The sequence below is a fragment of the Allobosea sp. RCC_152_1 genome (assembly GCF_041360765.1).
Taxonomy (GTDB): domain Bacteria; phylum Pseudomonadota; class Alphaproteobacteria; order Rhizobiales; family Beijerinckiaceae; genus Allobosea; species Allobosea spartocytisi.
Window position 1 is genome coordinate 117,209 of record NZ_JBFUPU010000001.1, and the last position, 20,354, is coordinate 137,562.

General features: G+C 67.9%; 17 protein-coding genes. 12 read left to right on the forward strand and 5 right to left on the reverse strand.

Features of this window, described 5'->3' with window-relative positions:
* Positions 1-6: 6 nt before the first annotated feature.
* Entirely contained in the window at positions 7-1,554 is a 1,548-nt protein-coding gene (locus tag AB6806_RS00550; protein WP_142020250.1) for a malonate--CoA ligase, read from the forward strand.
* A gap of 78 nt (positions 1,555-1,632) precedes the next feature.
* Here the strand turns inward: AB6806_RS00550 and AB6806_RS00555 are convergent, their stop codons facing one another.
* Together AB6806_RS00555 and AB6806_RS00560 are read right to left on the reverse strand one after the other, a co-directional pair.
* Entirely contained in the window at positions 1,633-2,397 is a 765-nt protein-coding gene (locus AB6806_RS00555) for an MBL fold metallo-hydrolase (RefSeq protein ID WP_038361306.1), read from the reverse strand.
* A gap of 99 nt (positions 2,398-2,496) precedes the next feature.
* Positions 2,497-3,090: an NADPH-dependent FMN reductase gene (locus tag AB6806_RS00560; RefSeq protein WP_113252096.1), complete on the reverse strand. Its 594-nt coding sequence runs from the start codon at positions 3,088-3,090 to the stop codon at positions 2,497-2,499.
* Positions 3,091-3,178: 88 nt separating this feature from the next.
* Between AB6806_RS00560 and soxR the strand changes: the two genes are divergently transcribed.
* Complete coding sequence (gene soxR, locus AB6806_RS00565; RefSeq protein ID WP_038361308.1) at positions 3,179-3,634, forward strand: redox-sensitive transcriptional activator SoxR; 456 nt, start codon at positions 3,179-3,181, stop codon at positions 3,632-3,634.
* 65 nt (positions 3,635-3,699) lie between these two features.
* Here the strand turns inward: soxR and AB6806_RS00570 are convergent, their stop codons facing one another.
* Positions 3,700-4,500 carry a creatininase family protein gene (locus tag AB6806_RS00570; RefSeq protein ID WP_142020251.1) on the reverse strand — a complete coding sequence of 267 codons (801 nt, stop codon included), beginning with the start codon at positions 4,498-4,500 and terminating at the stop codon, positions 3,700-3,702.
* Positions 4,501-4,640: 140 nt separating this feature from the next.
* Here AB6806_RS00570 and AB6806_RS00575 point away from each other — a divergent pair, with 140 nt between their 5' ends.
* From AB6806_RS00575 to AB6806_RS00585, 3 genes are read left to right on the forward strand one after another with little or no spacing between them, the layout of a single operon-like run.
* Positions 4,641-5,672, forward strand: a complete 1,032-nt coding sequence (locus AB6806_RS00575) for an ABC transporter substrate-binding protein (RefSeq protein WP_142020252.1) — start codon at positions 4,641-4,643, stop codon at positions 5,670-5,672.
* Positions 5,673-5,707: 35 nt separating this feature from the next.
* Complete coding sequence (locus tag AB6806_RS00580; protein ID WP_370953897.1) at positions 5,708-6,469, forward strand: ABC transporter ATP-binding protein; 762 nt, start codon at positions 5,708-5,710, stop codon at positions 6,467-6,469.
* The gene (locus tag AB6806_RS00585) at positions 6,466-7,338 is read left to right on the forward strand and encodes an ABC transporter permease (protein ID WP_191123278.1); all 873 of its coding nucleotides are present in this window, start codon (positions 6,466-6,468) and stop codon (positions 7,336-7,338) included. Before AB6806_RS00580 ends, AB6806_RS00585 begins: the two co-directional genes overlap by 4 nt.
* Positions 7,339-7,348: 10 nt before the next feature.
* Here AB6806_RS00585 and AB6806_RS00590 read toward each other — a convergent pair whose 3' ends face one another.
* Positions 7,349-8,212, reverse strand: a complete 864-nt coding sequence (locus AB6806_RS00590) for a hypothetical protein (RefSeq protein WP_191123277.1) — start codon at positions 8,210-8,212, stop codon at positions 7,349-7,351.
* 284 nt (positions 8,213-8,496) lie between these two features.
* On the opposite strand from AB6806_RS00590, the gene AB6806_RS00595 reads away from it, so the two are divergent.
* The 5 genes from AB6806_RS00595 to AB6806_RS00615 all read left to right on the forward strand — a co-directional run bounded on the left by AB6806_RS00595 (position 8,497) and on the right by AB6806_RS00615 (position 13,165).
* Positions 8,497-9,642: an ABC transporter permease gene (locus tag AB6806_RS00595; protein ID WP_038361314.1), complete on the forward strand. Its 1,146-nt coding sequence runs from the start codon at positions 8,497-8,499 to the stop codon at positions 9,640-9,642.
* 2 nt (positions 9,643-9,644) lie between these two features.
* Positions 9,645-10,499, forward strand: coding sequence for an ABC transporter ATP-binding protein (locus AB6806_RS00600; RefSeq protein WP_081925291.1), 855 nt, complete (start codon positions 9,645-9,647; stop codon positions 10,497-10,499).
* A 3-nt stretch (positions 10,500-10,502) separates the two neighbouring features.
* Positions 10,503-11,645 carry an MlaD family protein gene (locus AB6806_RS00605; RefSeq protein WP_038361315.1) on the forward strand — a complete coding sequence of 381 codons (1,143 nt, stop codon included), beginning with the start codon at positions 10,503-10,505 and terminating at the stop codon, positions 11,643-11,645.
* 3 nt (positions 11,646-11,648) lie between these two features.
* Complete coding sequence (locus AB6806_RS00610; RefSeq protein ID WP_370953898.1) at positions 11,649-12,248, forward strand: ABC-type transport auxiliary lipoprotein family protein; 600 nt, start codon at positions 11,649-11,651, stop codon at positions 12,246-12,248.
* 203 nt (positions 12,249-12,451) lie between these two features.
* On the forward strand, positions 12,452-13,165 hold the full coding sequence (locus AB6806_RS00615; RefSeq protein WP_370953899.1) for a DNA helicase: 714 nt from the start codon (positions 12,452-12,454) through the stop codon (positions 13,163-13,165).
* Positions 13,166-13,241: 76 nt separating this feature from the next.
* Here the strand turns inward: AB6806_RS00615 and AB6806_RS00620 are convergent, their stop codons facing one another.
* The gene (locus AB6806_RS00620) at positions 13,242-19,268 is read right to left on the reverse strand and encodes an apolipoprotein A-IV repeat region-like domain-containing protein (RefSeq protein ID WP_370953900.1); all 6,027 of its coding nucleotides are present in this window, start codon (positions 19,266-19,268) and stop codon (positions 13,242-13,244) included.
* Positions 19,269-19,467: 199 nt separating this feature from the next.
* Here AB6806_RS00620 and AB6806_RS00625 point away from each other — a divergent pair, with 199 nt between their 5' ends.
* Both AB6806_RS00625 and AB6806_RS00630 read left to right on the forward strand, forming a co-directional pair.
* Positions 19,468-19,866 (forward strand): Hpt domain-containing protein, encoded by a 399-nt coding sequence (locus AB6806_RS00625; protein ID WP_370953901.1) that lies wholly within the window; start codon positions 19,468-19,470, stop codon positions 19,864-19,866.
* Positions 19,867-19,972: 106 nt separating this feature from the next.
* Positions 19,973-20,293: a 2Fe-2S iron-sulfur cluster-binding protein gene (locus tag AB6806_RS00630; RefSeq protein ID WP_038361320.1), complete on the forward strand. Its 321-nt coding sequence runs from the start codon at positions 19,973-19,975 to the stop codon at positions 20,291-20,293.
* Positions 20,294-20,354 lie beyond the last annotated feature (61 nt).

Sequence of the window (20,354 nt, forward strand, 5' to 3'; positions counted from 1 at the left end):
GAAATCATGGGCAACCACCTGTTCGACCTCATCCGTGCCCGCATGCCGGGGCCGGGCGCGCGTTTTGCGCTCCTCGATGACGGCCGAAGCTACAGCTATCAGGACGTGCTCGACGTCTCCGCCCGCTTCGCCAACGCGCTGGTTGGCCTCGGCGTGAAGCCGGGCGACCGCGTCGCGGTGCAGGTCGAGAAGAGCATCGAGGCGCTGATGCTCTATCTCGGCACGGTCCGGGCCGGCGCGATCTTCCTGCCGCTCAACACCGCCTATACCCCGGCCGAGATCGAGTATTTCCTCGGCGATGCCGAGCCCGCCGTCTTCGTCTGCGATCCGGCGAAGGCCGAGGCGCTCAGGCCCTTCGCCGAGGAGGCCGGCGCGAAGCTGGAGACGCTCGGCGTCTGGCGCGCGCCGGATGTCTCGGCGGGCACGCTGTCCGACAAGGCGCTGGCGGCCTCGACCAGCTTCGCCGATGTCGCGCGCGGGCCGGACGATCTCGCCGCCATCCTTTACACCTCCGGGACGACCGGGCGCTCGAAGGGCGCGATGCTCAGCCACGACAATCTGTCGTCCAATGCGCTGACCCTGGTCGACTATTGGCGCTTCACCAAGGACGACGTGCTGCTGCACGCGCTGCCGATCTTCCACACCCACGGCCTCTTCGTCGCGACCAATGTGGTGCTGCTCTCCGGCTCCGCGATGATCCTGCTGCCGAAATTCGATCCCGATCAGGTCTTCAAGCACCTGCCCCAGGCGACCAGCATGATGGGCGTGCCGACCTTCTATGTCCGGCTGCTGCAGGATGCGCGGCTGACCCGGGAGGCGACGAAGCATATGCGCCTCTTCGTCTCCGGCTCGGCGCCGCTGCTGGCCGAGACGCATCGCGAATGGCGCGAGCGCACGGGCCACGCCATCCTCGAGCGCTACGGCATGACCGAGACCAACATGAACACCTCGAACCCCTATGAGGGGGATCGCGTCGCCGGCACGGTCGGCTTCCCGCTGCCGGGCGTTTCGGCGCGCGTGACCGACCCCGAGACGGGCAAGGAACTCGCCCGCGACGAGATCGGCATGATCGAGGTCAAGGGCCCCAACGTCTTCAAGGGCTATTGGCGCAACCCCGAGAAGACCGCCGCCGAGTTTCGCGCGGACGGCTTCTTCATCACCGGCGATCTCGGCAAGATCGATCCCGCCGGCTACGTCCACATCGTCGGGCGCGGCAAGGACCTGATCATCACCGGCGGCTACAATGTCTATCCGAAGGAAGTCGAGACCGAGATCGACGAGATGCCGGGCGTGATCGAGAGCGCGGTCATCGGCGTGCCGCATCCCGATTTCGGCGAGGGGGTCACGGCGGTCGTGGTCTGCAAGCCGGGCGCCGAGATCACCGCGAAGGGCATCGCCGGGGCGCTGGAGCAGCGTCTCGCCAAGTTCAAGCAGCCCAAGCAGGTCTTCGTCGTCGGCGAATTGCCGCGCAACACCATGGGCAAGGTCCAGAAGAACCTGCTGCGCGAGCAGTACAAGGACATCTACGCCAAGCAGTTGAAGGCGGGGGAATAGACCCCTTCCGTTTTAAATCGCGTGTCATCCCGGCCGGAGCGAAGCGAAGAGCCGGGATGACACGCGTATTCGAGTGGCTCAAACCAGCGCCGGCACGCCGAGTTCGATCGTCTCGCCGTCAGCGGGGATTCGCAGGCGCCGCGTGTCGACGCCGCGTTCCTTCGCCGCCTTGCGCAACGCTGTGCGACTGACGGTGGCGTGGTCCAGCGCTTCCATATGCGTCGCGATCATTGTCGCCCGCGGGAAGGCCTCGGCAAGATCGAGCGTCTGCTCGTCGTCCATCACGATCAGCGTGTTGTCCCACATCGCCCCGCAGGAATGCGTGACGATGACGTCAGGTCCCGTCGCCGCCGCGGCATCGCGCAGCGGCGGATAGAGCACGCTGTCGCCGCACCAGTAGAGCGTCGGCTCGCCCGGCGCCTCGAAGCTCAGCCCCATCACCGGCCCCATCTTATCGACCACGGCGCCGGTGCCGTGCTGGGCCGGATGCCGTTTCAGGATGATCGGCCCCAGCCTGATGAAGCAGTCGATCGCCGTGATCGAGGAGAAACCCGCCTGCGCGATCGCCGCTTCGTCACCCGGCCGGCAAATGATCGGCAGGTTCTTCGGCACGCGCTCCTTCGCGACCGCATCGAAATGGTCGGCGTGGAGGTGGGACACGATCACCGTGTCCACCCCGGCGAGGATGTCCTCGATCGGCTCGGGCAGCGGCGTCATCGGGTTCTGCGAGCGGCCGGTGAAGGAAGGGCGACTGAGCGGCACCCCGAAATCCGGGTCGATCAGGAAGGTCCTGCCGCCATAGTTGAGCTTCAGCGTCGCGTTGCGGAGAAGTTTGAGCTTCATATCCGTCCGGCTCCTGGTCTCGGGGCGGGCATTGTTTCGCCCAGGCCGCAGCGAGACCAGTTCGGATTTGTGAAGCTCGCCCCAACTTCGCGTGAGGTATCAGGCCGGTGCGAACTGGCCGTAGGGCACGGTTTCGCGCGCGGTCCGCAGCGCGCTCGCCCACCAATGGAGCTGCGCCAGCATCGTCGCCATCGCCCGTTCGGCACGGTCGGCTTCCATGAGCCGGCCCTCTGTGTCGAAGCGGCCCCAGACATCGGCGAAGGAGACGCCGTCGCGGATCGGTGCGGCGTGCAATTCGCCGAAGACGAGCCGCAACTGCTCCACGGCGCGCAAGCCCCCCGAGATGCCGCCATAGGAGACGAAGCCGACCGGCTTGCCGCGCCATTCCGGCCCGATCGAGTCGATCAGGAATTTCAGGATCGCCGGATAGGCGCGGTTGTATTCGGGCGTCACCACGATGAAGCCGTCGGCCCAGGCGATGGTCTGCCGAACCTCTTCCAGAGCCGGATGGCCGCTGCCGACATGGCGCGGCGGCAGTTCGAGCGTGCCGGGGTCGATGATCGCGAGCTCGAACGGGCCGTCGCCCTCGATCTGGGAAATCGCCCAGCCGGCGACCTTGTCGCAGAAGCGGCCCTCGCGGCCGCTGCCGTAGATCAGCGCCAGCCTGATCCTTGTGTCGAGCTTCTTGAGCATGGATGCGCTCCGGTTTGCGTCACGGGAGCGAGGCTTATAGAACCTCAACTAAGGTTAAGGTCAAGCGCCGAAAACGGAGGGGCGCGCGATGGATGTGCCGCAGCGCCTGCCCATGGAATTGAGCGTCGGCGAGGTCGCGCGCCGCAGCGGGCTCGCCGTCTCGGCACTGCATTTCTACGAGGCGGAAGGGCTGATCAGCAGCCACCGCACGGCCGGCAACCAGCGCCGCTATCCGCGCGAGGTGCTGCGCCGTGTCGCGATCATCAAGGTGGCGCAGCGGGCCGGCATGCCGCTGAAGACGATCCGCGAGGCCTTCAAGGCCCTGCCGCAGGGGCGCACGCCGACCGTGGCCGACTGGAAGCGCCTGTCCACGGCCTGGAAGGCGGAGCTTGATCGGCGCATCGAGCGGCTGACGCGATTGCGCGATCATCTCAACGGCTGCATCGGCTGCGGCTGCCTTTCGGTGAAGGACTGCCCGCTGCGCAATCCCTGGGACAGGCTGGCGGAGGAGGGGACGGGCGCGCGCCTGCTCGATCCGGACTGAGCCAGAGCTTCGGCCCGAAAAGCGGAGCGCGGTTTTCGGGAGAAGCCGATGAACAACCCAAAGATTTAGTCCGCCTTGTGCAGCCTCTCCAGCGGGAAGCGCGCCACGTCGGCCATCAGCTCGGCAAAGCCCTTGGCCTGCAGCGCGGCGGTCGCCTTGCCTTTCTCGGCCGTGGCGAGGCTGGCATCGCCCGCCACGCCTGCGGGGTGCACGTCCTGAGCCATCCAGGCGAAGGCATGCGGGCCGGTCGGCCTCAGCCAGCGATAGCCTTCATCCGCCATTGGCAGCATCAGCGGCTCGAAACGTTCGGCCTTGCCCATATCGACGAGGTCCGGCCGGAAATGCAGCATCAGAGCCGTCTCGACATCGCCGCCATGGATGCCGTGGCGGATATCGAGATCGGCAAAAAGCCCGTCCGGCAGGCCGAAGGACATCCAGGCGCTCGTTACCGCGAGCATGCCGTGCGCGACGCGCAATTCACGCGCGGCGATCTTCATCGGGTCGACATTGCCGCCATGGGAGGTGAGCAGCACGAGCTTGCGAAAGCCCGCCCGCTTCACGCTCTCGCCGATCTCGATCCAGGAGCGGACAGCGCTCTCCCAGCCGATGGTCAGCGTGCCCGGCGAATGCAGGTGTTCGTTCGATTTGCCGATGGCCTGCGTCGGGAGCACCAGCACCTCGACGTCCGCGCCGACCAGCGGCACCGCCTCGGCCAGCATGCCGTTCATGATGGTGGTGTCGGTCGAGACCGGCAGATGCGGGCCGTGCTGCTCGATCGCCGCCAGCGGCAGCACGGCGACGGTGCTCTCGCGCGGCAGTGCGGCGAAATCGGAGCTCTTGAGATCGCCCCAGAAGCGTGCGGTCATGCTCGGCCTGCCGATCGCGGGTTGCGGATGTTGCGAAGCCGCCTGCCGCGAGGCGGTGTTGCGATTTCCTGCCATGCTATCGCATGGCATAAGGGCACAAGGCCAGAGATTGCCGGGTCCGCCGTGGGGGAGTTCCGAACATGACGATGATGAGATATCGCCTGGACCGGCGCGCCGCGCTCGGCCTCATCGGCGGCTCCGCCGCTTCCGTGCTGGTGCCGGTGCCGGGCGCGCGAGTCAACGCGCAGACGCTCGACAAGGTGAGCTTCCAGACCAACTGGCGCGCCCAGGCCGAGCATGGCGGCTTCTATCTCGCGCTCGCCAACGGCATCTACAGGAAATACGGCATTGACGCCGAGATCCGGCAGGGCGGCCCGCAGCAGAACCCGTCGCAGCTTCTGCTCGGCGGCCGCGTCGACATGACGATGTCGACCAGCTTCGAGGCGGTGCGCTTCGCGCAGGAGAACATCCCCTTCCTCGCCATCGCCTCGATCTTCCAGAAGGACCCGCAGGTCCTGATCTCGCACCCGAACCAGGGCAACGACTCGCTTGCGGCCCTGAAGGGCAAGCCGATCCTGATCGGCACCGAGGCGCGCACCGCCTTCTGGCCCTTCCTGCGCGCGAAATTCGGCTACACCGACGACCAGATCCGCCCCTACACCTTCAGCATGGCGCCCTTCCTGGCCGACAAGCGGATTTCGCAGCAGGGCTTCTTGTCCTCCGAGCCCTTCGCCATCCAGAAGGCCGGGGTGAAGCCGGTGGTGCATCTGCTCGCCGACAATGGCTTCGATGCCTACAACACGACGATCAACGTCTCGCGCAAGCTGATCGAGACGAAGAAGGATCTGGTCCAGCGCTTCGTCACCGCGACGCTGGAGGGCTGGGCGCAATACATGAAGGCCGGCCCCGAGAATGCCGCCGCCAACGCGCTGATCCTGAAGGACAATCCCGACATGGATCAGGAGAAGATCGACTACGCCGTCAAGGTCATGAACGAGAACGGCATCGTCCTGTCGGGCGATGCGCTGACACTCGGCGTCGGCGCCATGACCGATGCGCGCTGGACCAGCTTCTACAAGACCATGGCCGATGTCGGCGTCTTCCCGGCCGGCGTCGATGTGAAGAAGGCCTATACGCTCGACTTCATCAACAAGGGCGTGGGCAAGCCCTGAGCGTCGCGGGTCGATCGGTCTTGGACGAGGCCACCATGCCCCTCGTCGCATTGCGCGGCGTCTCGAAGCGCTTCGGCAACGGGACGCTCGCCGTGCGCGACGTCGATCTCGATCTCGCCGCCGGGGAGTTCGTCAGCCTGCTCGGCCCCTCCGGCTGCGGGAAGTCGACCCTGCTGCGCATGATCGCGGGCCTGGGCGCGCCGAGCGCAGGGACGATCGCCTGGCCGGGCCGCGACGAAAAGGCGACCGGGTCGGGGCGCGATCTCGGCTTCGTCTTCCAGGATCCGACGCTGATGCCCTGGGCGAATGCGCTCGCCAACGTCATGCTGCCGCTGACCTTGCAGAGGTTGGCGCGGGCGGAAGCGGAGCAGCGTGCCGCCGCGATGCTCGCTCTCGTCGGGCTGAAGGGCTTCGAGACATCCTATCCGCGCGAACTCTCCGGCGGCATGAAGATGCGCGTCTCGATCGCCCGCGCCCTGGTGATGCGGCCACGCATCCTGCTGATGGACGAGCCCTTCGCCGCGCTCGACGAGATCACCCGCCATCGCCTCAACGACGATTTGCTCGCGCTCTGGGCGCAAGAGCGCTTCACGGCCGTCTTCGTCACCCATTCGGTCTTCGAGTCGGTCTATCTCTCGCAGCGCATCGTGGTGATGGCGGCCCGGCCCGGGCGCATCATCGCCGATCTGCCGGTCGCAGCCGCCTATCCGCGCGACGACCTCTTCCGCACCTCCGGCGAATATGCCCATCTCTGCCGCATCGCTTCCGGCAAACTCAAGGAAGCGATCGGCCCATGAGCGCGCCTGAGGATACCCTGGCGCGCGAGGCTGCCGCTGCCGAGGCTCTGCCGGTTCCGGCCGAGCCCCGCTTCCTCGGTTTGCCGGTCAGCATCTGGCCCCGCATCCTCGCGCCGCTGGTCATCGGCGTTCTGGTGCTGACGCTCTGGGAGCTGGCCGTCCGCTGGAACGACATCCCGCCCTATGTCCTGCCCGGACCGCTGCTTATCGGCCGGACCCTAGTCGAGGATTGGGCGACGCTCTCCGCCTCGCTCTGGGTGACGTTGCGCATCACCTTCCTGGCGCTCGCGGCAGCCATCCTCATCGGCGTGGCGCTGGCGGTGCTGTTCAGCCAGTCGAAATGGCTGGAAATGGCGCTCCTGCCCTATGCGATCGTCCTGCAGGTGACGCCGATCGTCGCCATCGCGCCGCTGATCATCATCTGGGCTGATGACATCGACCTGTCGCTGCTGATCTGCGCCTGGATCGTCGCCTTCTTCCCGATCCTGTCGAACACGATCCTGGGCTTGAGCGCGGCCGACCACAACCTCGTCAATCTGTTCGAGCTCTATGGCGCCAGCCGCTGGCAGACCTTGCGCTATCTCAAGCTGCCGGCGGCGCTGCCTTATTTCCTGGCGGGGCTGAAAGTGTCGGGCGGCCTCGCTTTGATCGGCGCGGTCGTCGCCGAATTCGTCGCCGGCACCGGCGGCAATGCCTCGGGGCTGGCCTATCGCATCCTCGAGGCCGGCTACCAGCTCAAGATCCCGCGGGTCTTCGCGGCGCTGGCGATGATCTCGCTGTCGGGAGTCGCGATCTTCCTGGCGACGAGCCTGATCTCGCATCTCCTGCTGCGCCGCTGGCACGAAACCGCGTTGCGGCGGGAGAATTGAGCGTTCCGGCTCAGACGAAATAGGCGAGCTTGCGCTCGGCCGGCAGCGCATCGATCTCGCGCAGCGCCGCTTCGGACGGAGCGGCGGCGGCCTGCATGCGCGCGGGCGCCTGAGGGGCCGTTTCGGCCTGGGTGAAGACGAGGTCGTCGTCCAGCAGATCGATCGTTCCGATCCGCTTTTCGGTGCTTGCCACGTCGTCGAGACTATGCGGCTGCGTTTGGTCGCTGCTTGCGGTGCCGAAACGGCCGTCCGCGACGCTGTCTTCGCTCGCCCGTGCCGGCCGGGGAGGCAGGCCAGCCAGTTCCGTCGCCGTCAGGTAGTGCGGGCTCGGATCGCGCGTGATCTCGCCGAAGGCGCGCAGGCTCGAATCGAGCATGGCGATGGTGTCCGCGATCTTGTCGATGCGCTGGACGACGCCATCGACGAGACTGACGGCCTGCGAGATATCCGCGGCATGTTGGTCGAGCCTGTCGCAGAGATGATCCTCGGCGCCGGCCTCGCGCAGCGTCCAGGCGACCTCCTGGATGTTCTCCGTCGCACCCAGAATGCGGCCGGCGGCTGTTTCGATCTGCATGGCGAGGCCGGAGGCGCGTTCCTGGGACCTGCCGCTGATCCGTTCGAGATCGATGCGCAGGTCGCTGATCAGGGCGGCGGCTTCGATCAGGCTGGCATCCCGGCTCGTCTCCTGCACGCCGAGGCCGACGACGCGCTCGATCCGGCCGATCGCGGTCAGGAGCTGAGCGGTGTCCGCCTGTCGGTTGCGCTTGGCGTATTCGGCCATGAACCAGCGGCCGCGCGACGTCTCCATCACCGCCGCCTCGATGGCGTCGAAGTCGGTTTGGCTCAGCGGTGTCAGGGAGCGGGCATCGCTCATGACCGGTCTGCCTTCGCAAGGGACGGCCGAATCAGTGACGGCCGCAACGTGAACGGGGCAAGATTGCGCGACGATTTCTTAAGGAATTGCTGCTTCGGCGGGCAGGCGGGGTTCCATGCTATGGCGCTTCGGCAACGCTCCTCCGGCGTAATGCCGCACGGGGGCTGTCCGGCTTGCCAAGCGTCCCCGGCGCGGCAATACAAGGCAAAGGGGTGGATTCCGACGCTGAGCGACGCCGAAACGGCAGGAGTGCCGCTCGGCCGGGTGAGGGACATCACGGGCATATGCCGAGCGTTGACACCGCCGAGCCTCAGGCGATTTTCCGCGATGATGCCGGAACGCTCGCAGTCGCGCTGGCCGGGTCCTGGAGCGCGGACCGGGCGCCGCGGCTGGAGAAGCTGATCGGCGAGATCGCCGGACGCATGCCGCAAGCGGCGCATGCGCGTCTCGACCTGTCGGACGTGACCCGGCTCGACACGCTCGGCGCCTATGTCCTGAACCGCCTGAAATCGCGGCAGGAGCGGCAGGGCGCGTCCGTCGAGATCGTCAGCCGCAGGCCCGAGCACGGCATCCTGCTCGCCGAGGTCAAGGTGCATGACGAGGACGTGCCGCTGCATCCGGACCATTTCAGCGTGGTCAGCGTGCTCGCCAATGTCGGCGAGGCCATCATCCGTTTCGGCCGCGACATGGTCGGCGGCGCCATGTTCCTTGGCGAGGTGGTGGTCGGCTCGGTCGCCGTGCTGCTCGGGCCGCGCAAGTTCCGCGGCCCCTCGCTGGTCAATCAGGTCGAGCTGATCGCCTTCAACGGCGCGCCGATCATCATGCTGATCTCCTTCCTGGTCGGCTGCATCGTCGCGCAGCAGGGTATCTTTCAGCTCCAGCAGTTCGGTGCGACGGCCTTCGTCGTGAACCTGACCGGCATCCTCATCCTGCGCGAGCTTTCGGTTCTCCTGACCTCGATCATGATCGCCGGCCGCTCGGGCTCGGCCTTCACTGCCGAGATCGGCTCGATGAAGATGCGCGAGGAGATCGACGCGCTGCGTGTGATGGGGCTTGATCCGATCGAGGTGCTGGTGGTGCCGCGCATCCTGGCGCTGGTGATCTCACTGCCGATCCTGACCTTCATCTCATCGATGGCGGGCCTGACCGGCGCGGGTCTCGTCGCCTGGCTCTATGGCGGCATCGGCGTCGACACCTTCCTGGCCCGGCTCCAATCGGTCATCACCTGGAAGCATTTCGCCGTGGGCCTGATCAAGGCGCCTTTCATGGCCTTCGTCATCGGGCTCATCGCCTCGATCGAAGGGCTGGCGGTCAAGGGCTCGGCGGAATCGCTGGGGCGACAGGTCACGGCCTCGGTGGTCAAGGCGATCTTCATGGTCATCGTCGTCGACGGGCTTTTCGCCATGTTCTTCGCCTCGATCGAGTTCTGACGATGGGCGAGCACGAGATCTCCCGCGTGGTGGCCGCCCGGCGCGGACATGAGGGCGAACCCGGCCGGCGGGGCGAGCCGGACGCCGTCATCCGGGTGCGCGACCTCAAGGTCGCCTTCGGTGACAAGGTCATCATGGATGGCCTCAACCTGGACGTGATGCGCGGCGAGATCCTCGGTTTCGTCGGCGGTTCCGGCCAGGGTAAATCGGTGCTGACCCGGACGATCCTCGGCCTGGTGCGCAAGCAACGCGGCACCATCGAGGTCTTCGGCGAGAACGTCGACAAGCTCAACGCGTCGCAGCGCCGCGTGCTGGAGCGTCGCTTCGGCGTGATGTTCCAGCAGGGTGCCCTGTTCTCGGCCCTGACCGTCAAGCAGAACATCCAGGTCCCGATGCGGGAATATCTCAAGCTCTCGCCGGACCTGCTCGACGAGCTGGCCATGGTGAAGCTCGATCTCGTCGGCCTCCCGCCCGATGCGGCGGACAAGGTGCCATCCGAGCTCTCGGGCGGCATGATCAAGCGCGCCGCGCTCGCTCGCGCACTCGCGCTCGATCCCGAGATCGTCTTCCTCGACGAGCCGACCTCCGGCCTCGACCCGATCGGCGCGGCCGAGTTCGACGATCTCATCATGACGCTGAAGCAGACGCTCGGCCTCACCGTCTTCATGGTGACCCACGATCTCGACAGTCTATATGATGCCTGCGACCGAATCGCCGCGCTGGCGGACAAGAAGGTGATTGCGGTCGGAACGCTGGAGACGATGCTGGAATCCGACCATCCCTGGCTGAAGGCCTATTTCGGCGGTGAGCGCGCCACGGCCCGGCAACCGTCCGGGAAACGAGAGCGGAACGGCTAGTCCATGGAATCGCGCGCGAACTACGCTCTCGTCGGCCTTTTTACCCTCGCGGTGCTCGCTGCGGCCTTCGGCTTCGTCTACTGGTTCAACAGCGGCGGCGCCGGGCGCAAGGACAACATCCGCGTGATCTTCACCGGATCGGTCACGGGCCTCGGGCGCGGCTCGAGCGTGCTGTTCAACGGTTTGCGCGTCGGCGAGGTGACGAGCATCGAGCTTCAGCCCGATGATCCGCGCCGGATCTACGCCGTCATCCAGGTTGCCGCGACCACGCCCATCCGGGAAGACACGCGCGCGCGCATCGAAGCTCAGGGGCTTGCGGGTGTCGTCGCGCTCCAGCTCATCGGCGGCGCGCCCGACGCGCCGGTCCTGAAGGCCAAGCCCGGCGAGCCGATGGCGACGATCATCGCCGAACGTTCGGAACTGCAGGACATCATCGAGACCGTTCGCAACGTCGCCCAGCGCGCGGACGGTGTCCTGACCTCGCTGGACGGCCTGATCAAGCAGAACCGCGAGCCGATCAACAACACGGTCCGCAATGTCGAGAAATTCTCGGAGGCGCTCGGCAAGAACTCCGACGGGCTCGACAAGCTGATGGCCGGCTTCGGCAACATCGCCGACACCATCCAGCCGCTGTCGCAGAAGCTGCAATCGCTCAGCGAGGAGTTGACCGGCGTCGTTCAATCCGTGGACCGGAAGAAGGTCGCGAGCATCGTCGACAATGTCGACAAGTTCACCGGCGCGCTCGGCGGCTCCAGCGAGGATGTCGGCAAGGCGGTGAAAGATGTCGCCTCGATCACCGCGAAGCTCAATCGCGCGGCCGATCAGGTCGAGGGCGTGCTGAAGGGGGCACAGGCCTTCCTGAACACGGCTTCGGGCCCCGATGGCCGCAGCGCGCTGAACGAGGTCGCCGACGCCGCGAAGTCGATCCGCGTGCTGGCCGACAATCTCGACGCGCGCACGGCGGAGATCACGGTCGGAATCAATCGCTTCACCGGTTCGGGGTTGCGCAATGTCGATTCCACTGTCTCGGAGGCCAAACGCGTGCTGACGGAACTCAATCGCACGCTCCGGAATTTCGAACGTAACCCGCAGCAACTCATCTTCGGCGGCAAGCCGCCGCTCCCGCAATACAACGGATCGCGCTAGCCGATGACGATCGAGGTTCCCCAGACCGCCATGGCCCGACGCTGCCTGAGCGTGCTGGCGCTCTCCGCCGGGCTCGCCCTGGCAGGGTGCGGCGGCGGCCAGACCCCAACGACCTTCGACCTGACGGCCCCGAGCGGCTTCGGGCGCGTCGGCGGCTCGCATGCCACGATGGTGGTCGCGCGGCCGACCGCCGTGCAGGCGCTGGATTCGGACCGGGTCATCGTCAAGGATTCGGGCGGCGCGCTCTCCTTCCTCGGCGGGGCGCAATGGGCCGATCAGGTGCCGGCGCTCGTGCAGACCCGGCTGATCCAGACTTTCGAGAACGCCAGCCGCATCGGCTCGGTCTCCGCTCCGGGGCAGGGCATTACGCCGACCGTCCAGCTCGTGACCGATATCCGCAGCTTCGACATCGACGCGGCGTCGGGTTCGGCCGTCGTCGAGATCACCGCCAAGATCGTCGGCGACACGAGCGGCCGAATCCAGCGCGCGAAGCTGTTCTCGGCGCGTGTTCCGGCCGCGGCGGTGGATGGGCCGGGCGCGGCGCAAGCCCTCGACCGCGCCCTGTCGCAGGTGCTGGTCGACATCGTCCGCTGGGCGCGCTGAGACAGCCTTTCGGCTGAGGAGGCCAACGCGGGCGATTTCCGCGAGAGGCGAATCCGGCTAGCTTCCGATTCCGGCTTGGCCCGAGCCGCCCCCCTCCAGCGGGGAAGCATCTGCATGCGGGGTTCCTTGCCGCTTCGACCGACTGTTCGGGCATCACGCATGAGGAGGGATTGCGCTACCTGCCCGCAATAGGAGGTTTCCGCATGAAGCTCTCGGTGCCGATCCATCAACTGAAACGCAAGGCCAGGCTCCTGCATCGCCAGGAGCAAATCCCGCTCCATGCCGCGCTCGACCGCATTGCCGCGGCGGAAGGCTATCGCAGCTGGGGACTGCTCGCCGCCAAGCAACCAGCCACGAGCGCCGCCACGGCACTCTGCCGGCAACTGGAGCCCGGCGATCTGGCGCTGGTTGCGGGGCGCCCCGGCCAGGGAAAGACGCTGCTGAGCCTCGCGCTGGCCGCCGAGGCGGCTCGGGCCGGACGCCGCAGCGCCTTCTTCTCCCTGGAATATACTCCCGGGGATGTGCTCGAACGCCTGCAAGCGCTTGGCTTTGCGGGCCACGAGCTCGACGGCTTTTTCGATCTCGACTGTTCCGACGCGATCAGTGCCGACTACGTCATCGGGGCTCTGGCGGCGGCGCCCGTCGGCATGCTCGCCGTGATCGATTATCTGCAATTGCTCGATCAGCGCCGCGACACCCCGGAGCTGTCGCGGCAGGTGAGGGAGCTGAAGCGCTTTGCCCGCGAACGCGGGGTGATCTTCGTTCTCATCTCGCAGATCGACCGCGCCTATGACCCTGCCGCGAAGCCGTTTCCCGAGATGACGGATATTCGGTTGCCCAATCCACTTGATCTCGGGCTCTTCGACAAGATGTGCTTCCTGAACGGTGGCGAGGTCCGTTTCCAAGCCGCAGCCTGAATTCCAGCGAGCGTCCAAAAAAGAGAAGGCCGCCCTTTCGGGCGGCCTTTTTTGATTTGGCGGGGAGGGCAGGCGCTTATTCGAAGCGCCCGCTGGCATGGGCCAGCATGGTGTAGACCTTGCCCGTCTCCGAGGTGAGGTAGGTCTTCGCCACCATCGAGTCCCGGTCGTCCTTGGACGCTTCGCCGAGCAGCCGCTCGAACTCGTCGATGTAGCGATCGACCGTCTCGCGGAACTCCATGTCGCGCCGATACTTGCGGCGGATCTCGTCGAAGGTCTGCTGGCCCTGCAGGGTGTAGAGCCGGCGGGTGAAGACGTTGCGCTCGCCGCGCTTGTAGCGGTCCCACAGCTCGACGGCCGCGTCATGGTCGATCATCCGCGCGATGTCGACGGAGAGCGAATCGAGCTTCTCGATCGAATGCGTCGTCGGCTTGCTCACCTCTGGCGCCTTGTCGTCGCGGGAGGCGCGGACCAGCAGGTCCGAGAGCCAGCCGGCCTTGGCCGGCTGCTGCGGTTCGGGCGCGCGGCGCGGCGCCTCCTGAACCGGCGCGGGGCGCGGCGCAGGCTTGGCCTCGACGCGGCTCTCGGCCCGGGCAGGCGGCGCGCTGGGCGTCGGTTCCGGCGCGGCGTCGAGCGACGGGCGCAGCGCAGGGCCTTCAGCCGCTGGAGGCTTGGGCTGCGCCGGAGCCGTATAGACCGGGGCCGGCTGGGCCGCGGCCGGAGCGGAAACCACAGGGGCGGCGGCTCGGCGCGGCGGGGCCTGCTCGATCGGCAGCGAGACGTCGCCGCGCCGGCCGGAGCGGGTCACGATCTCGGTGAGATCGTTCAGCGCCTTGATCTGCTCGGCAACGACCCGGCGCATCGCCGAGGCCGATTCCTGCGTCTCCTGCGGCAGCTCGAGGACGCCGCGCTTCAGCTCGGCGCGGGTGGTTTCCAGCTCGCGCTGGATGTCGACCGTGACGCCGCGCATGTCCTGCGCCGCCTTCTGGAAGCGGTCGGTTACCTTCGAGAGCTCGCCGTCGATCTCGGTCGTGACCTGGGCATAGGCCGCGCGCAGCGCCTCGGCCGTCCGCTCGCGTTCCTTGCCGGTCGCGGAACGGATCGTCTCGAACTGCTGAGCGATGGCGCTGGTCGTCGCCTCGGCCGAGTCGGAGAGCACGGCGCCGATCTGGCGCGCGCGCGCCTCGGCGGTGCCGAGCGACTCGTCGATCAGCGAGGCGAAGGAGCGGGTGATCGCCTCGACATCCTCGGTGCGGCCGCTGATCAGAGCGTGCAGCTCCTCCAGCGAATCGCGCCGCTCGGCGAGCGCCTTGCCGACGCGGGCCTCGACCTGCTCGAGCCGGCCGACCACGGCGTTGAGCGCCGCGCTGCTGGCCTGGGTGACCTCGCCGAGCGAGGCGCCCTTGTCGTCGAGCTTGGCGACGAGGGCGGTCGTCTCGCGCAGCGTGCCTTCGGAGTAGTCCTTGAGGTCGGCGATCTGCGCGGTGACCTGCTGCGAGGCGCGGTTGGCCTCTTCCATCACCGTGCTGATCACGGTCTGCAACTCGCCGACGCGGGTCGACAGGCTGTTCTCGACGGCGGCCAGGTTCTTGTTCGCGCCGTTGACGATCTGCTGCATCAGCTTGTTGGCCTCGCCGAGGCGACCCAGCATGCCGCCCAGCTCGTCGCGCAACTGCTCATTGGTGCCGACCAGCGCGTCGATCGACTGGCGCGAGCCGGATTCGAGCGTCTCGCGCAGCGCATTGGACGATGTCTCGATCGCATTGGAGATCGCCGCGCCACGGTCGCGCAGACCTGCGACGAAGGCATTGCCGCGGTGCTCCAGCGCCCGCACCACCGTCTCGCCGGCGGCGGTGAAGGCGGCGGCCAGAGCCTGGCCACGCTCGTCGAGCGCTTCGACCATGCCGCTGCCCTTGGCATCGAAGAGGGCGCGCAGCGCCGCGGTCCGCTCGTCGAGCGCGCCGGAGATGGCCTCGCCCTGGCGGCCGAGCGCCTCGACGACATCGCCGCCCTTGCCCTCGAAGAGGACACGCAGCTGCTCGCTGCGCTGGTCGAGCGCGTTGGAGATGGCGTCGCCCCGGCGTCCGAGCGCGGCGACGATGCCGAGCCCGCGATCGTCGAACAGCGTCCGGAGCTGCTCGGCACGTTCGTTGAGCGCGGCGGCGATCGCCTCGCTCTGCTCCGTCAGCGTGGAAACCACGCCGTTGCCGTTATGCTCGAAGAGGGCGCGCAGTTCCTGCGCACGCTCGCTGAGCAAGGCGGCGATGAACTCCGAACGGCCCTGCAGGGTCGACGCGATCTCCTCGCCGCGCGTGTCGAGCGTCTGCGACACGGTGTCGAGCCGGCCCACCACGCGCTCCTCGAAGCGCGCCACGCTCTGGTCGAGCGTATCGGCGATCTGCAGCGCGCGGCCGCCGAGCGTGGCGTTGATCGTGTCGGCCTTGTCGCTGAGGGTGCGGGTGAGCGACTCGCTCTTGGAGGTGACGACCTCGCCGATCTCGTCCGCCTTGGCGGCCAGGGCGCGGGTGACCTCGCGTCCGCCTTCCGCCAGCACGCGGGCGATGTCGACCGTGCGCTCGACCAGCGCCTCGTTGAGGGCGGTGGCGCGCGAGCCGAGGCTGCCGTCGATGCGGGCGATCAGGCTGTCGAGCGCGCCGGCGATCTCGGCGCTCTTGGCGCCGGAACGCTCCTCGAACAGCTTGATCTGGCCCTCCATGGAATCCGCCGCCTCGCGGGTGCGCTCGGCGAGGAGGCTGGCCGCCTCCAGGGCGCGGGTGCCGACCTTGTCGGCCAGCGAGACGCCGTCCTGCGAGATCAGCTTCTCGACCTGCGCGATGCCGGTGTTGAGCGCCTCGGTGAGCTCGCGCGCATCGCCCGAGATCTTGGCCGTGAGCGAGCCGCCCTGATGGACGATGAGATCCTCGAAGGCGTTGAGGCGCGCGGCGAGGTTCTCCTCGACCTCGCGGCCCTGGCTGTCGAAGAGATGCGAGAGCGAGGCGAGGCGCATGCCGATCGCCGTCTCCATCTCGTGCCCGCGCTCGTCGAAGAGGCGGTTGAGCGCGTCATGGCGGCTGGCCAGCGCGTCGGCCAGCGCCTGGGCGCGGCCTTCGACGGAGCGCAGCATCGAGTCGGCGCTGGCCGCGAGGGCCTCGCCGACGCGTCCGTTCTGGTCGGTCAGCGCCAGGACGAGCTCGTTGCCGCGCTCGTCGAAGAGCTTGGTCAGCGCGTCGTGGCGGGTCGCCAGCGCCTCGGTCAGCGCCTGCGCGCGGTCCTCGACCGAGCGCAGCATCGACTGGGCGTTGGCGGAGAGCGCCTCGTTGACGCGCCCGCCCTGCTGGGTGAGGGCGAGCACGATCTCGCGGCCGGTGCCGGCGAGCATGGTGCGCGCATCCTCGGCGTGGACGGTGAAGGTGTCGCGCAGGCCCTGCGTCGCCTCGACGACACGGTCGGCGACATGGCGGCCATCGACATTGATCGTCTCGGTGAGGGTGCGGGTCGCTTCCGTCATGCGGCGCGCCAGTTCCTCGCTCTGCTCGCCGAGCAGCGTGTGGACCTCGCGGCCGGTGTCGACGAGACCGCGAACCGTCGCCTCGCGGTGCTCGCCGAGCAGCTGGCCGACCTTCTCACTGGTTTCGCTGACGCTGGCGAGGAAGCCGGTCTGCTGCTGCTCCAGCGCCACGCGCGCGCCTTCGACCGCGTCGGTGATGCGGCCGGCCAGCGCCAGCCCGCGCTCGTCCAGCTTCTGGTCGATGCTTTCGCCGGTTTCGGCGAGGCGGCTGATGAGGGCGCCGCTGCGCTCGGAGAGGATGCCGTGGACCGAGCGGCCGACATCCGCGATGCGGCTGGCGACGAGCTGGCTCTCGTTGCCGAGCAAATCCTTGATCTCGAGCCCGGCCTGCGAAACCTTCACGGTCATCGCACCCGTCTGCTCCTCGAGCAGGGCGCTGACACGCTCGCCGGTCTCCGACAGGCCGGAGATCATGCGCTCGCTTTCCTGGCCGACGATGCGGCTGACATCGTGGCCCGCCTGGGCCAGGCGGCTGACCAGGATCTCGCTCTCGTCGCGCAGGCGGGTTTCGACGGCATTGACCGCGCCGGACACGCTGGAAACCAGCGACTCGCTGCGCTCCTCGAGCAACCGCGCCACATCGGCGCCGGCACCCGAGACACGGGCGACGACGCTGTCGCTCTGCTCGCCGACGAGCTGGGCGAGATCGCGCCCCGCGCCGGAGACGCGCCCGACCAGTGCACTGGCCTGCTCGTCGAGCAGGCTATGGACGGCTTCGCCGGTCTCGTTGAGGCGCGTGACCAGTTTCCCGCCTTGCTCGTTGAAGAGGCCGTTCACCCGGTCGGCGACCTCGGTGATGCGGTGGGTCAGCGTGTCGCCATGCTTGTCGACGGCGAAGCCCAGCGTCTCGCTGGCGTCGCTGACGCGCAGGATGATCGCTTCGCCACGCTCGCGCAGCACGTCGTCGACCGACCGGACGGTTTCGTTGAGACGGCTGACCAGCGCATCGCCATGCGTGCCGATGAGGCTGTGGACGCTCTCGCCGACCTCGTTGAGGCGCGAGGTGATGGCTTCGTTCTGCCGGCTGAGCAGGCTGTTGACGCCGCGCCCGACCTCGGTGAGGCGCACCGTGACGCTCTCGCCCTCAGTGGAGAGCACGCTGCGCAGCGCCTCGCCGGATTCCGCCAGCCGCTGCTGCAGGGCCTCGCTCTGGCTCTCGATCAGCGAGACCATGCTGCGGCTGCTGACCTCGAAGCGCTCGGCCGCCTCGACGCCGCGGGCGGAGATGTCCTTGGCGAGGGTCTCGCCGGTGGTCTTCAGCGTTTCGTTGACGGTCTCGACGCGGGCGGTCAGCGTTTCCGCGACCTGCATGCCGGTCTCGCTGATCGCGCGGGTGACGTTCTGCGCCTCGTTCGTGAGGCCCTGGGTGAGGGCGACGCCGGTCTTTTCCAGCGAGCCCGCGATTTCCTTGGCACGGCCGTCGAGCATGGTCGAGAGGTTGTCGCTGGCGCCGGCGAGGCGCTCGGAGACTTCGCCCGAGGTGACCTGCAAGCGCTCGACGAGATCGTGGCTGCGGCCGCTGATCTCCTCGATCATCCGTTCGCCGGCCCGGCCGAGCGCCTGGGTGATCTGGTCGCCCTTCGTGCCGAGCGAGCCGGTGACGCGGTCGCCGGCCTGCGCGATCGCCTCGGCGATGGTGCGGCTGGCGCCGTCGAGATCCCTGGCGATGCCCTCATGCGCGCCGCTGATGGCGAGCTTGACGCGCTCGGCATTGCCGACCACGGCCTCGCGCTGCGTCACCAGCTCGTCGATGAGCGAGCGCAGGCGGATCTCGTTGTCGGCATAGGCGCGTTCCAGCGTCGAGATCTCGCCGCGGACGATGGTTTCGAGCTCGCCGGCGCGTGCGACCGCACGCTCGATGCCGTCGCCCATGGCGGCGACCTCGCGCCGGATGGTCTGGCTCAGCGACAGGACGGAATCGGCGCCGGCCACCTCCGGCTCGGCCAGGCGCAGCGCGACTTCCGTCATCGCGCGCGAAATCAGGCGCATCTCCTGCGTGCGGCGGTAGAGCGCCGCGAGGACGAAGAAGAACACCACCGGCGCGCCGATCGAGAGCGCGAGCAGGGTCCATTCGCCGATGCCGAAGGCGGCGACGGGCTCCGGCAGGCCATTGCTGAAGGAGCCGTAGCGGCCGAGCAGGACGAAGGCGGCGCCGCCCAGCCAGGCGAGCGAGGCCAGGCCGGCGAACCAGTAGGGCCTGCGCGAGGGGCGGACGGAGAAGGCCTGGACGAGCGAGCTGGAATCGCGCCGGTCGTCATTGGCGACGCGGCTCGTATCCGGGGCGATGGCGGCACGCGGCGGCGGGGCCGCCTGCTGGGGTTGCGCCGTTGCCGCCGGAGGCGCGGTGACCGGGATGGCGGCCGGCTCGACGCGCGGCATGTCCAGCTTCAGATCGCTTTCGCTGGTGATGGGCAGGCGCGGCTCGGCCTCGACCGGAGTTTCCGTCTCACCCTGCGGCTGTTCGAGGCGCAGGGCCTCCTCGATCGCCGACATCGCAGCTTCAGTGGGATCCTGGAGCTTCTTGGGTCGATTCATCGTTGCCGCCTCGCCACGCTACTGAAGATGGTCGCGAACTCATGCTCCGCCATCCGGACCGCCTCTGGCCGGATGAATGGAGACACTGCGCCCATCATTTACCAATTGGAAGGGTAGTGGAGGCCCGGAGCCTTGGAAACCCATTTGAGTGCCTGATTCACAAACGTCGTTAACGCCTCGTTCACCATCAAGGCGCTTCTTGAAAGGGGTCGATTTGCCCGTGCGGCCGGTCGATGTCACTGCGTTCACGAGTTTTACCATGTCCCAGAAGGCAATCGATACCGAGCATCTGTCCCGCCAGACCGGCGGCGACCGTGAACTCGAGCGCGAGCTGCTCACGCTCTTTGCCCAGCAATGCGCCACGCATCTGCGCACCATCCACGGCAGCGCCGATCCAAAGGCGCGCCTGGACGCGGCCCACAGCCTGAAGGGCGCTGCCCTCGCGGTGGGCGCCTGGCAGGTCGCCGAGGCGGCCGATCGGATCGAGCAGGATCTCGGTCAGGGCGACAAGCACCCCACGGAAGCCGCGATGGATGCGCTGACGCTGGCCGCCGCCGAGGCGCGCGCCGTGATCTGCCGCTGCGACTGCGCGGCCTGAGCAGGCCGCCGGCGCATCGCCGCCGTTTCGCGCGAGCTGGAAATCCTCTAAGCGAGCAAGCGTCATGCCCGCGCGAGGCCGAGCGCGGGCGCGCCGGAGACAGGACATGCCGAACATCACCTATATCGATGCCCATGGGGAGAGCCGCACCGTCGAGGGCGAGGTCGGCGCGACCGTGATGGAAACGGCGATCCGCAACGAGGTCCCCGGCATCGAGGCAGAATGCGGCGGCGCCTGCGCCTGCGCGACCTGCCATGTCTATGTCGACGAGGCCTGGATGCCGAAGGTCGGCCAGCCCGAGCCGATGGAGGAGGACATGCTGGACTTCGCTTTCGACGTCCGGCCGAACTCGCGCCTCTCCTGCCAGATCCGCATCCGCCCCGAACTCGACGGCCTCGTGGTCCGCACGCCCGAGCGGCAGGGCTAGCGAAACCGGCGCGGCGGTCGCCCGCGCCTCGTGCCGCGCCCCATGCGCGATTTGCGTTGGA